The organism is Pseudomonas sp. TH34 (assembly GCF_016650865.1).
Lineage (GTDB): Bacteria > Pseudomonadota > Gammaproteobacteria > Pseudomonadales > Pseudomonadaceae > Aquipseudomonas > Aquipseudomonas yamanorum.
Map to the genome: position 1 here is coordinate 482,625 of NZ_JAEKFB010000001.1, position 13,131 is coordinate 495,755.

Consider the following 13,131-nt stretch of genomic DNA (forward strand, 5'->3'; position numbering starts at 1 on the left):
TATCCGAAGCGAGTAACAGTAATGAAGACAAAGGCCAATGCTAGCCCGTAAACCGACACAAATCTCAAACCATATGGAGATCTAATGTGGGAGCTGGCTTGCCTGCGATGGCGGCGTGTCTGTGCCAGAGAGGCAAACTGACCCACCGCTATCGCAGGCAAGCCAGCTCCCACAGGGGATCGGGGTCAGCCTTAAAGCTGTGAAGCTTGCACTAATTCAGTGCATAAAAGCAGTCCTGATTACTTCAAGCTGCCGGAAAGAAACTGCTGCAAACGCTCGGACTGTGGGTTAACCAGCACTTCGCGCGGGTTGCCACGTTCTTCAACGATGCCTTTGTGCAGGAACACCAGCTGGTTGGAGACTTCACGGGCAAAGCCCATTTCGTGGGTCACCACCACCATGGTCCGGCCTTCCTGGGCCAGGTCCTGCATTACCTTGAGCACTTCGCCCACCAGCTCCGGGTCGAGGGCCGAGGTGGGTTCGTCGAACAGCATCACCTCAGGCTCCATCGCCAGGGCACGGGCAATCGCCACGCGTTGCTGTTCACCGCCGGACATGTGGCCAGGGAACGCATCCTTACGATGGCCCACACCGACTTTAGCCAGGTAGTGCTCGGCCTTTTCCCGGGCGTCTTTTTTCGACATGCCCAAGACGTGCACCGGTGCTTCCATGACGTTTTCCAGCGCGGTCATATGGGACCACAGGTTGAAGTGCTGGAACACCATCGACAGTCGCGAACGCATGCGTTGCAGCTGTTTCGGGTCTGCAGCCTTCATGGCGCCGTCTTTGTTGGCCACCAGTTTCAGCTCTTCGTTATTGAGCAGAATCTTGCCGGCGTGGGGTTGCTCCAGCAGGTTGATGCAGCGCAAAAAGGTACTTTTGCCCGAGCCACTGGACCCGATGATGCTGATCACATCACCGGCCGCAGCGGCCAGGGACACACCTTTGAGCACTTCATGACTGCCATAGCGTTTATGCAGGTCTTGGACTTCAAGTTTGTACATGCGGTCGGTTCTCACAAAAACAGTTGGTCAGTCGTTGAGCAAGCGCCCGTGCCGCAGCGCTTCGCGCCCCGCCACCTTGGCCAGCCAGAAACCCGCTTGGGCATAACGTAGCCGTTCAACGGCAAACAACACCCCAGACGTGCCCGCGCAAACAATGCTCACGCGGTCGGACAAGGGATCGATCACTTCAAATATCGGGTCGCCGGCTTCGACTACGTCACCGGCTTTACGCAGGTAGCTGATCACGCCGGCGTGGGGCGCGAACAACAACTCGGTGCCTTCAAAGGGCAAGCCTTCGCAGGCTTCGTATTGCGGCGCGGGCCATTCACCACGGATCAGGCCTTGCTCGGCAAGGAATGCCAGGATGCCTTCGGCGTGGAAAATCGCCTCGTCACGACCGGTATCGGCCTGGCCGCCCAACTCCAAGGTCGTCGCCAGGCACGCCAATGGAATCTGCGCCTCGGGAAATGCCCGGGACAGACGCAGCCACGGCAGCGAACAGGCCTCGTCAAACGAACTGCCGCCGGAATCTTCCGCCAGCAGGCCGACCTTCACATTCAGGTGCGCCGACAGCGAACGCCACTGCGGCCAGTGTTGCGGCAGCGCGTACATGTGCAACGCGGCCTCGGCATCGCAATGCAGGTCGAGGACCACGTCGGCGGTGCAGGCATGGCTCAGCAACACCCGCTGCATGCCTTGCAGCTGGCTGCTTGGCGCCGGCAAGGCGTTCAGCGCGTCGCTCATGGCCTGGCGGATCAAGCGCACATTGGCGTGAGGATCATCCCCCAGCTTACCGTTGAGCAACTCGGTAACCGGCTCGCTCAACTCAACGAAATCGCGGTTGAAATTCTTGCCGCTGCCGACCTCGAAGCGGCCCTGGTGGCTGCCTTGCAGCAACTGCCCCAGGCCCATTGGATTGGCGACAGGGACCAGCTCGATCACGCCGTTGAGGGCGCCTTGCTGTTCCAGTTCCGTCAGGCGCTTTTTCAGCTCCCAGGCGGCGCGCATGCCGGGCAATTCATCGGCGTGCAGGCTGGCCTGGATATAGGCCTTGCGCTCGCCGCTGCCGAAACGGAACACCGTCAGCTGGCGTTCGCAGCCCAGGTGACCCCAGGGCAACAGGTGATCGATACGCTCCATATCAATGCTTCCGTGGAGCCAGGTAGCTCAGCCAGCGGCCTTCGGCCAACTTGAACAGGCGCACCAGGATGAAGGTCAGGCACAGGTAGAACGCACCCGCAGTGATATAGGCTTCGAACGGCAAGTAGTACTGAGCGTTCACCGTGCGCGCGGCACCGGTGATGTCGATCAGGGTGACGATGGAGGCCAGGCTCGTGGTCTGGAGCATCATGATCACTTCGTTGCTGTACTGCGGCAGCGCGCGGCGCAGGGCCGATGGCAGCAGGATCCGGCGATACAGCTTGTAGCGCGACATGCCCATGGCCTTGGCCGCTTCGATCTCACCATGGGGCGTGGCCTTGAGGCTGCCGGCGATGATTTCGGCGGTGTAGGCGCTGGTATTCACGGCAAACGCCAGGCACGCACAGAAGGTGGCGCTGGACAGCAGTGGCCACAGGAAGCTTTCGCGCACCGCTTCGAACTGGGCCAGGCCGTAGTAGATCAAGAACAGCTGCACCAGCATCGGCGTGCCGCGAATCACGTAGGTGTAGAGCCAGGCAACACCGTTGACGATCGGTTGCTTGGACACGCGCATCAGGCCCAGGGGCAAGGCCGCGAGCAAACCGAAGAACAGCGAAATGGCCAGCAGTTTCAGGGTGGTCAGCAAGCCGCCGAGGTACAGCGGCATGGCCTCCCAGATGACGTTGTAGTCGAAGATCATAGATCAGCCGCCTTTACGCCTACCGAGTAGCGCTTCTCAAGATGACGCAGGGCCAGCAACGACACGCTGGTGATCACCAGGTACATCGCCGCCACTGCGAGGAAGAAGGTAAAAGGTTCGCGGGTGGCGTCTGCCGCCTGCTTGGCCTTGAACATCATGTCTTGCAGGCCCACCACCGAAATCAGCGCAGTAGCCTTGGTCAGTACCAGCCAGTTGTTGGTAAACCCGGGGATCGCCAGCCGAATCATCTGCGGCACCATCACCCGGAAAAACACCTGGAACGGGCTCATGCCATACGCCAGGCCGGCTTCGGCCTGGCCCTTGGGAATGGCCATGAAGGCGCCACGGAAGGTTTCCGAAAGGTAGGCGCCAAAGATGAAACCCAGGGTGCCGATACCGGCGGCCAAGGGGTTCAAGTCAATGTAGTCGTTGTAGCCGAGCAACGGCGCAACGCGGTTAAGCAGGTCCTGACCGCCGTAGAAAATCAGCAGGATCAGCACCAGGTCGGGGATCCCGCGGATCACCGTGGAGTACAGGTCGCCCAGCCAGGCCAACCAGCGCACCGGCGAGAGGCGCAACGCGACCCCGATCAGACCCAGAACAATGGCCAAGGCCATGGACGACAAGGCGAGCTGAAGCGTCAACCATGCGCCATCGAGGATGACAGCCCCGTAGCCTTTCAACATGATTCAGGTCCTCGAAAAGGGGGATGAAAAAATGGCGCAAACTTCAGAGATCCTGGTGCTTGCGCCATTCTGGACAGACAGCTGCGACGAGTTACTTAGGGTCAGCGCCGTAAATATCGAAGTCGAAGTACTTGTCCTGGATCTTCTTGTATTCGCCGTTGGCACGGATCGCTGCGATGGCCGCGTTGATCTTGTCCAGCTCGGCCTTGTCGCCTTTACGTACTGCGATGCCTACACCGTCGCCGAAGTATTTGACGTCGGTGAACTGTGGGCCCACGAACGCGTAGCCTTTACCGGCTGGAGTCTTCAGGAAACCGTCTTGCAGCAGGGTGGCGTCAGCCACGGTGCCATCGAGGCGACCGGCTTCCACGTCCAGGTAGATTTCGTTCTGCGAGCTGTAAGGAACAACCGTGGCGCCTTTAGGGGCCAGGACTTCCTTGGCGAAACGATCGTGGATCGAACCGCGCTGCACACCGATCTTCTTGCCTTTGAGTTCGTCCAGGCTTTCGCTGACGGTGGTGCCTTCCTTCATCACCAGGCGCGCTGGGGTCAGGTAGTAGCGGGTGGTGAAGTCCACGGACTTCTTGCGATCTTCAGTGATGGACATGGACGACAGGATCGCGTCGATCTTGCGCACTTTCAGCGCCGGGATCAGGCCGTCGAACTCTTGCTCGACCCATACACACTTGACCTTCATCTCTGCACACAGGGCGTTGCCGATGTCGTAGTCAAAACCCACGATGCTGCCATCCGGCGCCTTCGAGGCAAACGGAGGGTAAGCCGCTTCGATACCAATCTTCAGGGGCTTTTCATCAGCGAAAGCCTGCATGGACAGCACGGACAGCGCCAGGGCGCCCAACAGCACGAGTTTCTTCATCTTGGGACTCCATCGGTATAGGGCAAAACAGCAGTATGAGCCAGGGCCCACGATGCGAATGAGTGAAACCGAATAGCGGTGCTGCGTCCTGCGCCAGTTCAGCATCGGCGACGACGAGCGAGTGATCGGCATTCTAACGACAGGCCGGAAGCCGATATTTCCTCAATGCGACAACAATTTACAGAAGCACCGAGAAAGCGGTTCCAGCACATTGACAGCCTCTGGATTTTATGCAGAGGCAAAAGATATTAAACCTGTTAGCGCTGCAAGTTGCGGGCCTATTATTCGCAAACCCTTCTAGCACGGCAAGTGTAGCGTTGGATCTAATTTTTCGGGGCGTCTAAAACGCGGGTTTTCGGGGCAACGGCGTAGCACTTTGCCTCATGTTTGGGCGTGGGGTTACACATTTACCGGGTTCGGTAACATTCAGAAACTTCCTACGAGCAACACCGATATTTATTGGCCTCGTGTAAGTCGCCCCACTGTAATGACCAATTTTGGAATGCAATCAAAATGTGGGAGCGGGCTTGCTCGCGAAGGCGGCGTGTCAGCCAGCACACCACTAACTGATACACCGCCTTCGCGAGCAAGCCCGCTCCCACAGGGGTTATAGGTCGCCTGTCCGATCGCACAAAAAAGCCCCATCCGGCCTACGCCGGATGGGGCTTTGTCCCACAAACCGCCTTACGCGACGTTCATGGTCTTGTGCGTTTCGATCAGATGCGCCACCACACTTGGATCCGCCAGGGTGGAGATATCCCCCAACCCGTCGTATTCAGCGGTGGCAATCTTGCGCAGGATCCGGCGCATGATTTTCCCCGAACGGGTCTTCGGCAAGCCCGGCGCCCACTGGATCACATCCGGTGAAGCAATCGGCCCGATCTCTTTACGCACCCAGTTTTTCAACTCCAGGCGCAACGCTTCATTCGGCTCTTCGCCGTTTTTCAACGTGACATACACATAGATGCCCTGGCCCTTGATGTCGTGGGGCACACCCACCACTGCCGCTTCCGCAACTTTCGGGTGGGCAACCATGGCGCTTTCAATCTCGGCGGTGCCCATACGGTGGCCGGACACGTTCAACACGTCGTCCACCCGACCGGTGATCCAGTAGTAGCCATCCTCGTCACGACGCGCACCGTCGCCGGTGAAGTACATGCCACGGAAGGTCTTGAAGTAGGTGTCCACAAACCGGTCATGGTCGCCATACAGGGTACGTGCCTGGCCCGGCCACGAATCCAGAATCACCAGGTTTCCCTCGGCCACACCTTCAATCAGGTTGCCCAGGTTATCCACCAGCGCCGGTACCACACCAAAGAACGGGCGTGCCGCCGAACCTGGCTTGAGCGCATGGGCGCCCGGCAGCGGGCTCATCATGTTGCCGCCGGTCTCGGTCTGCCACCAGGTGTCCACGATCGGGCAACGGGATTGGCCGACGTTCTTGTAGTACCAGTCCCACGCTTCCGGGTTAATCGGCTCACCCACCGAACCCAGCAGGCGCAAGCTGCTGCCATCGGCGCCTTCGCAGGCAGCGGTGCCGGAAGCCATCATGGCGCGGATCGCGGTCGGTGCGGTGTAGAGGATGTTGACCTTATGCTTGTCGACGATCTTCGCCACCCGGGTAATGTCCGGGTAGTTCGGCACGCCTTCGAACATCAGCGTGGTCGCGCCGTTGGCCAGCGGACCGTAGACGATATAGGTGTGACCGGTGACCCAGCCAACGTCGGCGGTGCACCAGTAGATTTCACCCGGGCGGTAGTCGAACACGCGCTCGTGGGTCAGGGCTGCGTACAACAGGTAGCCACCGGTGGTGTGCTGCACGCCCTTCGGCTTGCCGGTGGAGCCGGAGGTGTAAAGGATGAACAGCGCTTCTTCGGCGCCCATCTCTTTCGGCGCACACACGGTGCCCGCCACTTTCATCAGGTCTTCGTACCAGATGTCGCGATGCTGGTTCCACTTGATGTTGCCACCGGTGCGCTTGCACACGATGACTTTCTGGATGCTGCTGGTTTCCGGGTTGGTCAGGGCGTCGTCGACGTTGGCCTTCAGGGAAATTTTCTTGCCGGCACGAATGCCTTCGTCGGCGGTGATCACCACCTTGGATTTGCAGTCGATGATTCGACCGGCCAGGGCCTCTGGCGAGAACCCGCCAAACACCACCGAGTGAATCGCACCGATCCGGGCACAGGCCAGCATGGCGACCGCGGCTTCGGGAATCATCGGCATATAGATAGTCACCACGTCGCCGCGGTGCACATCCTGGCCGCGCAGGGCGTTGGCGAACTTGCAGACTTCTTCATGCAGCTCGCGGTAGGTGATGGTGCGGCTTTCGGTAGGGTCGTCGCCCTCCCAGATGATTGCCGGCTGGTCGCCACGCTCGGCGAGATGGCGGTCCAGGCAGTTGTAGGAAACGTTGAGGGTGCCGTCGGCAAACCACTTGATGTCGACATGGTGATCGTCGAAGGAGGTCTGCTTCACCGTGGTGAAAGGCTTGATCCAGTCAAGGCGCTTGGCTTGCTCGCGCCAGAAACCGTCGGGGTTGACCACCGACTGCTGGTACATGGCCTTGTAGGTCGCCTCGTCGGTCAGCGTGTTGGCTGCTACTTCGGGGCGAACGGGGTACAGAGAAGCCGCACTCATCTTTCTTACCTCGGTGACATAGTTGTTGTTGTATGGCCCTGTTGTAGCCGGGCCGGCCCTATAGAACCATTCGACGATGGTAGTAACAAGCCCCTACAAATTGCCCACCTATCCCCCGGCACCGCTCTGGCCCGTGGCCTGTGGCGCTTTGCAGGTTTCTGAAAAAACCTTCATCTCGGGATTGTTACAAAAACCACCAATAGTGTTTATCAAAAGCACGGGTATATGAATATAACTCGCACGCCTAAAATCAACCTCGCCATCAAGGCACTGTGATTAACAACGTAACAGCCCCCACGAAGGCAACGTTAATCCGAACTTCCCAATCAAGTTACACACGTGGCCTCACAAGGGCCCCGTGACCCCTTTCGACCGCCAAAAGGTAAATAGTCAAATGAAAGCGTTATTAGTTATGGCCCTTAGCAGCTTGTGCGCCACCGCCGCCCTGGCCGACGAAGCCCCGACTGACGTAGCCAGCCAGAGCACCCCGATTGTTGAAGATTACACTTACAGCACCCATCTGGACGTCGCCAAAGTAGTGTCCATGAGTGAAGTCCCGGATGTATGCAAAGTTGTACCGGTAAAAATGGAATATGAAGATTCACAAGGTCAGCGTCATATTCTTCAATATCAGGTCATGGGTAACGGTTGCTCTAACGGATAATAACTTCGTTAGTTTGAACTGAACCTGATCTTATTCGCCGCAAGAAATCGTTCTTGCGGCAAAGAGCCCTCCCCCTCGAATCGAATGCTACGATTGTGGCGCCGCCACCTCACCTGCAAGGCAGGATGCATTCATGCGAGCCAGTTTCGAAAAAATCCCCACCGAGGCGAACACCTCCTGGACCCTGCTGAACAGGCGTCTACCGGAGGCGATTCCGTTTGAATGGCATCACCATCCCGAATACGAACTGACCCTGACCCTCAACAGCCGCGGGCACCGCTATATCAGCAACGATGTGGCGCTCTACGATGATGGCGACCTGGTGCTGGTGGGCCCGAACGTGCCCCATAGCTGGTCTTCCGCCGAGCTGATCGACCCCGCCAAACCGCACATTGCCCTGGTCATCTGGTTTTCCGAGGCCTGGGCGGACTCGCTGGTGCAACTGTTTCCGGAGATGGGGTCGACGCGCGCGCTATTGGCTGCAGCGCGACAGGCGCTGAGTTTCAGTGACGCTACGTCCCAGGCGCTGCGCCCGGTGATCGAAGCCATGGTCGAGCAAGACGCTTCCCAGCGCTTGATCTCGTTGCTCACCGTACTCAACACATTGTCCCGGGATATCGCCGCGCAGCGCATCGCGACGGAAAACGCCGCCCCTCATATCGTTGAAGACGCTCGCATCCGCCGCGTTCTGGACTACCTGCACGGCCACTATGCGCAACCTGTCGGCATTCCCGAGCTGGCGCAGATGGCCTGCGTCAGCGTTTCAGCCTTCCATCGCATGTTCCGCAAACACACACGCTGCACGGCGCTGGACTACATCGTCCGGCTACGCATCGGACATGCCTGCGCTTTATTGATGCAGGGAAATCTGGCGGTCAGCGCGATTTCCGAACAGGTCGGCTATGCCTCCCAGGCGTTGTTCAATCGGCAGTTCAAGGGGCACAAGGGCATGACGCCGTCACAGTTTCGGCTTCAGCACGGGCATCACTTCCAATAAGCCGATTCTTCTATACGCTTCGCAACAAACGCCACAATCGTACTGCTCAACGCTCCAAATCAGGCTGCCGCCCAAGCGGGCCGGGGTGATTCCATACCTGTACGCACAACAACAAGACAGGTCCCCTCATGAGCAACTACCACGCCTTCGAATGCGCCGAGCTGCCGGACGACTACAAGCGCAGCATCGTCGCGATGAAAAAGGCCCTGCGCGCGCAGATCGGCGATGTGCCTGGGCTGTTTGACGAGGTCAGCGAGTTCATCAGGGCTGAAATCGCCTCGATCAAGGCCGAGCAGTGCGCCTGGCCCGAGCTCGACTTTGAAACCATCGCCAACGGCCAAGTCAGCGAAGCACAACGGGCACTCATCAAGCGCCGGGGCTGCCTGGTGATCCGCAACCACTTCCCCAGGGAACAGGTGCTGGGGTGGGACAAGAGCCTGCTGGACTACCTCGACCACAACCATTTCGACGAGGTGTATCGCGGCCCGGCCGACAATTTCTTCGGCAACCTCGAAGCCTCGCGCCCGGAGATATTCCCGATCTATTGGTCGCAAGCCCAGATGCAACTGCGCCAACACGAACGCATGGGCGCTGCACAGTCGTTCCTGAACCGCCTGTGGACCATCAATTCCCAAGGCCGGCAATGGTTCGACCCGGACATCAATGCGCTGTACCCCGACCGCGTCCGCCGCCGCCCACCGGGCACCACCTCCAAAGGGCTTGGCCCGCACACCGACTCGGGCGCCCTGGAACGCTGGCTGCACCCGGCCTACCTCAAGGTGTTCGACAAGATCTACCGCAACGACTTCAAGTCCTACGACCCCTGGGACGCTGCATATCGCACAGAAGTCGATGAATACGCCTACAAGGACACGGTGAAATGCTCCGCCTTCCGCACCTTCCAGGGCTGGACCGCACTGTGCGACATGCAGGCCGACCAGGGCGTGCTGCATACCTTGCCGATCCCCAAAGCCATGGCCTACATGCTGCTGCGCCCGCTGCTGGACGACGTCCCCGAAGATGAGTTGTGCGGCGTTGCGCCGGGCAAGGTGCTGCCAGTTTCAGAGAAATGGCACCCGCTGCTGGTCCAAGGCATGACCCCGATTCCGGACGTGCAGGCCGGCGATTCGGTGTGGTGGCACTGCGACGTGATCCACAGCGTCGCCCCCGTCGAAAACCAGCAAGGCTGGGGCAACGTGATGTACGTACCCGCCGCGCCCATGTGCCCGAAAAACCTGCGGTACGCCAAGGATGTGCTCAGGGCGTTCGAGCAAGGGGCCTCACCGGATGATTTCGCCCGGGAGGACTACGAGAAAGAGTGGAAAGACCGCTTCATGACGCCGCAACTTAACACCCTCGGCCGCAAAGGGCTGGGGCTGGAATAAGCACCGCTCCCCATAACAACAAAAAGGGTTATCCCACATGAAAATCACCCATCGCCTTGCCGTTGCCATCTCCCTCGCCAGCCTTTGCACGTTCGCCGCTCACGCAGCCGACAGCAAAGGCACTGTTGAAGTCGTCCACTACTGGACCTCGGGCGGGGAGGCCAAGTCTGTACAGGTGCTGCAACAACTGATCGAGAAAGACGGCTTCACCTGGCAAAACAGTGCCGTGGCCGGCGGCGGTGGCGCTGCTGCCATGACCGTCCTCAAGAGCCGCGCCGTCTCCGGCAACCCGCCCTCTGCCGCGCAGATCAAAGCTCCGGACATTCAGGAGTGGGGCAAGCTGGGCCTGCTGACCAGCGTCGACAACGTCGCCAAGGCCAATCACTGGGACAGCCTGCTGCCCGAAAGCATTGCGCAACTGATGAAATTCGACGGCCACTACGTCGCCGTACCGCTCAACATCCACCGCATCAACTGGTTATGGATCAACCCCGAGGTGCTCAAGAAAGCCGGCGTGTCCAAAGCCCCGGCCACCCTGGAAGAACTCTACGCCGCCGGCGACAAACTCAAGGCCGCCGGCTATATCGCCATCGCCCACGGCGGCCAACCCTGGCAGGACACCACCGTATTTGAAGGCCTGGTGCTCAGCATCCTGGGCGCCGATGGCTTCCAGAAAGCCTTTATCGACAACGACGAAGCCACCTTCACCGGCCCCAAAATGACCGAAGTCTTTGTCGCGCTGCGCAAGCTGAAGACCTACATGGACCCCAACGGCGCAGGCCAGGACTGGAACATGGAAACCGCCAAAGTCATCAATGGCCAGGCCGGCATGCAAATCATGGGGGACTGGGCCAAGAGTGAGTGGACCGCGGCGGGTAAAAAAGCCGGGGCCGATTATGAATGCGTGCCCTTCCCCGGCTCACAAGGCATTTATAGCTACACCATCGACTCACTGGCCATGTTCAAACCGTCCAGTAAAAATGATACGCCGGGCAACAACGCGGCTCGCGACGACTTGGCCAAGATCGCCCTGGAGCCGCAGTTCCAGACGGTGTTCAACCAGAACAAAGGCTCCATCCCGGTGATCAAGGGCCTGGACATGAGCCAGTTCGACAGCTGTGCCCAAGCTTCTGCCAAGGACTTCGCCGAAGCCGAGAAAGCCGGCACGCTGGAGCCGAGCATGGCCTTCAACATGTCCACGTCCCAGGCGGTGCAAGGGGCGGTGTTTGATGTGGTCAGCAACTTCATGAGCAATAAAGACGCGGACCCCGCCAAGGCTGGCAAGCAGATGTTTGCCAGCATCAAAGCCGCAGCCCAGTAACCCCCCGCAACCCGTTCTTGCGCCAAACGGCGCAAGAACTTCCAGACCGAATCTGCCCCAGTTCGGCGCGCTGAAACAAACGCCTACCGCCCGTCAAAAAAATCCAAGCCAGGCAAAGCCTTGTAAACCCGGACCTTGGCTGCAAACACCACCATTTTGGCCGCTCACCGAGACCATCCGCCGCAACACAAAGTCGAATTTTTCCCTATAATGCGCGGGTAAATCGGGCCTGCAATATCCCTTTACACTGGGATGAAGAGCCAGACCTGAGGCCCCCGCTGGAGCCAGCAAGCATTGCTCCGCCCCTCAAGCCTCAAGCAGAACACCCGTAACCCTGATTCCGTTTAATGCGTGCGTTAGCTGCAACAAACGATTCCTTAAGATCCACCGCGGCCTTTGGGCCGTGTGAACACCCAACCATCCGGTTTCACACGGGCACCTTAGAGCCCTCACGCAGGAGACGACACGTCATGCTGAGCTGGGACGAATTCGACAAAGAAGAAGACGGCGAAGTAGTTGCCAAAGGCGCCAACGCCGGCCACGCCACCGAAGCCAACATGGACCGCCTCGACGGTGCCGGCGCTGCTGCCGCCATCGAAGCCCGCGCCGTCACCGCCGCTGACTCCGCCGCGATCATCCGCGCCAAGGCCGCCCTCGACAAACTCGACGTCGCCGAAGGCCTCGCCGAGCTGGAAGGTTCCGCTGCCCGCGTCGCCGTAGACGAAAAGCGCATGATCAACTGCCGCGCCGACCTCAACCAACTCGTGCCGTTCAAGTACGACTGGGCCTGGCAAAAATACCTCGACGGCTGCGCCAACCACTGGATGCCGCAAGAGGTCAACATGACCGCCGACATCGCGCTGTGGAAAAACCCTGAAGGCCTGACCGACGACGAGCGCCGCATCGTGATGCGCAACCTCGGCTTCTTCTCCACTGCTGACTCCCTGGTTGCCAACAACCTGGTACTGGCTGTTTACCGCCTGATCACCAACCCGGAGTGCCGCCAGTACATCCTGCGCCAGGCCTTCGAAGAAGCGATCCACACCCACGCCTACCAGTACTGCATCGAATCGCTGGCCATGGATGAAGGCGAGATCTTCAACATGTACCACGAGATTCCATCGGTCGCGAAGAAAGCGGCTTGGGGCTTGAAGTACACCCGTTCGATCTCCGATCCGAAGTTCGAAACCGGCACCGTTGAGACCGACAAAGAATTGCTGCGTAACCTGGTCGCGTACTACTGCGTCCTGGAAGGCATCTTCTTCTACTGCGGCTTCACTCAGATTTTGTCCATGGGCCGTCGCAACAAAATGACCGGCGTGGCCGAGCAGTTCCAGTACATCCTGCGGGATGAGTCGATGCACCTGAACTTCGGTATCGATGTGATCAACCAGATCAAAATCGAAAACCCGCATTTGTGGGATGCCGAGATGAAGGAAGAAGCGACGCAGATGATCCTGCAAGGGACTCAGCTGGAGATTGAATACGCTCGCGACACCATGCCGCGTGGGGTGTTGGGGATGAATGCGGCGATGATGGAGGATTACCTCAAGTTCATCGCCAACCGTCGTCTGTCGCAGATTGGTTTGAAAGAAGAATACCCAGGCACCACCAACCCGTTCCCGTGGATGAGTGAGATCATGGACTTGAAGAAAGAGAAGAATTTCTTTGAGACTCGTGTGATCGAGTACCAGACCGGCGGCGCGCTGAGCTGGGA

The 13,131-nt window shown here is 59.1% G+C and carries 11 protein-coding genes; 5 read left to right on the forward strand and 6 right to left on the reverse strand.

What is annotated here, in order from left to right; all coding sequences use genetic code 11:
• Positions 1–239 precede the first annotated feature (239 nt).
• The 6 genes from JFU58_RS02340 to acs all read right to left on the reverse strand — a co-directional run bounded on the left by JFU58_RS02340 (position 240) and on the right by acs (position 7,047).
• Positions 240–1,004, reverse strand: coding sequence for an ABC transporter ATP-binding protein (locus JFU58_RS02340; protein WP_003214336.1), 765 nt, complete (start codon positions 1,002–1,004; stop codon positions 240–242).
• 27 nt (positions 1,005–1,031) lie between these two features.
• Positions 1,032–2,144, reverse strand: a complete 1,113-nt coding sequence (locus tag JFU58_RS02345) for a succinylglutamate desuccinylase/aspartoacylase family protein (RefSeq protein WP_201139775.1) — start codon at positions 2,142–2,144, stop codon at positions 1,032–1,034.
• A 1-nt stretch (position 2,145) separates the two neighbouring features.
• Positions 2,146–2,844, reverse strand: a complete 699-nt coding sequence (locus JFU58_RS02350) for an ABC transporter permease (protein ID WP_010165618.1) — start codon at positions 2,842–2,844, stop codon at positions 2,146–2,148.
• Positions 2,841–3,530 (reverse strand): ABC transporter permease, encoded by a 690-nt coding sequence (locus JFU58_RS02355; RefSeq protein ID WP_003214341.1) that lies wholly within the window; start codon positions 3,528–3,530, stop codon positions 2,841–2,843. Before JFU58_RS02355 ends, JFU58_RS02350 begins: the two co-directional genes overlap by 4 nt.
• Before the next feature lie 91 nt (positions 3,531–3,621).
• Entirely contained in the window at positions 3,622–4,407 is a 786-nt protein-coding gene (locus JFU58_RS02360) for an ABC transporter substrate-binding protein (protein WP_063027848.1), read from the reverse strand.
• A gap of 684 nt (positions 4,408–5,091) precedes the next feature.
• A complete protein-coding gene (gene acs, locus JFU58_RS02365) occupies positions 5,092–7,047 on the reverse strand; it encodes an acetate--CoA ligase (protein WP_177025723.1) in 1,956 nt (651 codons plus the stop codon).
• A 394-nt stretch (positions 7,048–7,441) separates the two neighbouring features.
• Here acs and JFU58_RS02370 point away from each other — a divergent pair, with 394 nt between their 5' ends.
• From JFU58_RS02370 to JFU58_RS02390, 5 genes are all read left to right on the forward strand, one after another.
• Positions 7,442–7,711 carry a DUF2790 domain-containing protein gene (locus JFU58_RS02370; protein WP_008435250.1) on the forward strand — a complete coding sequence of 90 codons (270 nt, stop codon included), beginning with the start codon at positions 7,442–7,444 and terminating at the stop codon, positions 7,709–7,711.
• A gap of 133 nt (positions 7,712–7,844) precedes the next feature.
• Positions 7,845–8,708, forward strand: coding sequence for a helix-turn-helix domain-containing protein (locus JFU58_RS02375; RefSeq protein WP_063027846.1), 864 nt, complete (start codon positions 7,845–7,847; stop codon positions 8,706–8,708).
• Positions 8,709–8,836: 128 nt separating this feature from the next.
• A complete protein-coding gene (locus JFU58_RS02380; RefSeq protein WP_201139776.1) occupies positions 8,837–10,093 on the forward strand; it encodes a DUF1479 domain-containing protein in 1,257 nt (418 codons plus the stop codon).
• 37 nt (positions 10,094–10,130) lie between these two features.
• Complete coding sequence (locus tag JFU58_RS02385; protein ID WP_063027842.1) at positions 10,131–11,414, forward strand: ABC transporter substrate-binding protein; 1,284 nt, start codon at positions 10,131–10,133, stop codon at positions 11,412–11,414.
• Positions 11,415–11,884: 470 nt separating this feature from the next.
• The coding region (locus JFU58_RS02390) for a ribonucleotide-diphosphate reductase subunit beta (RefSeq protein WP_201139777.1) at positions 11,885–13,131 on the forward strand (1,247 nt) is incomplete at its 3' end.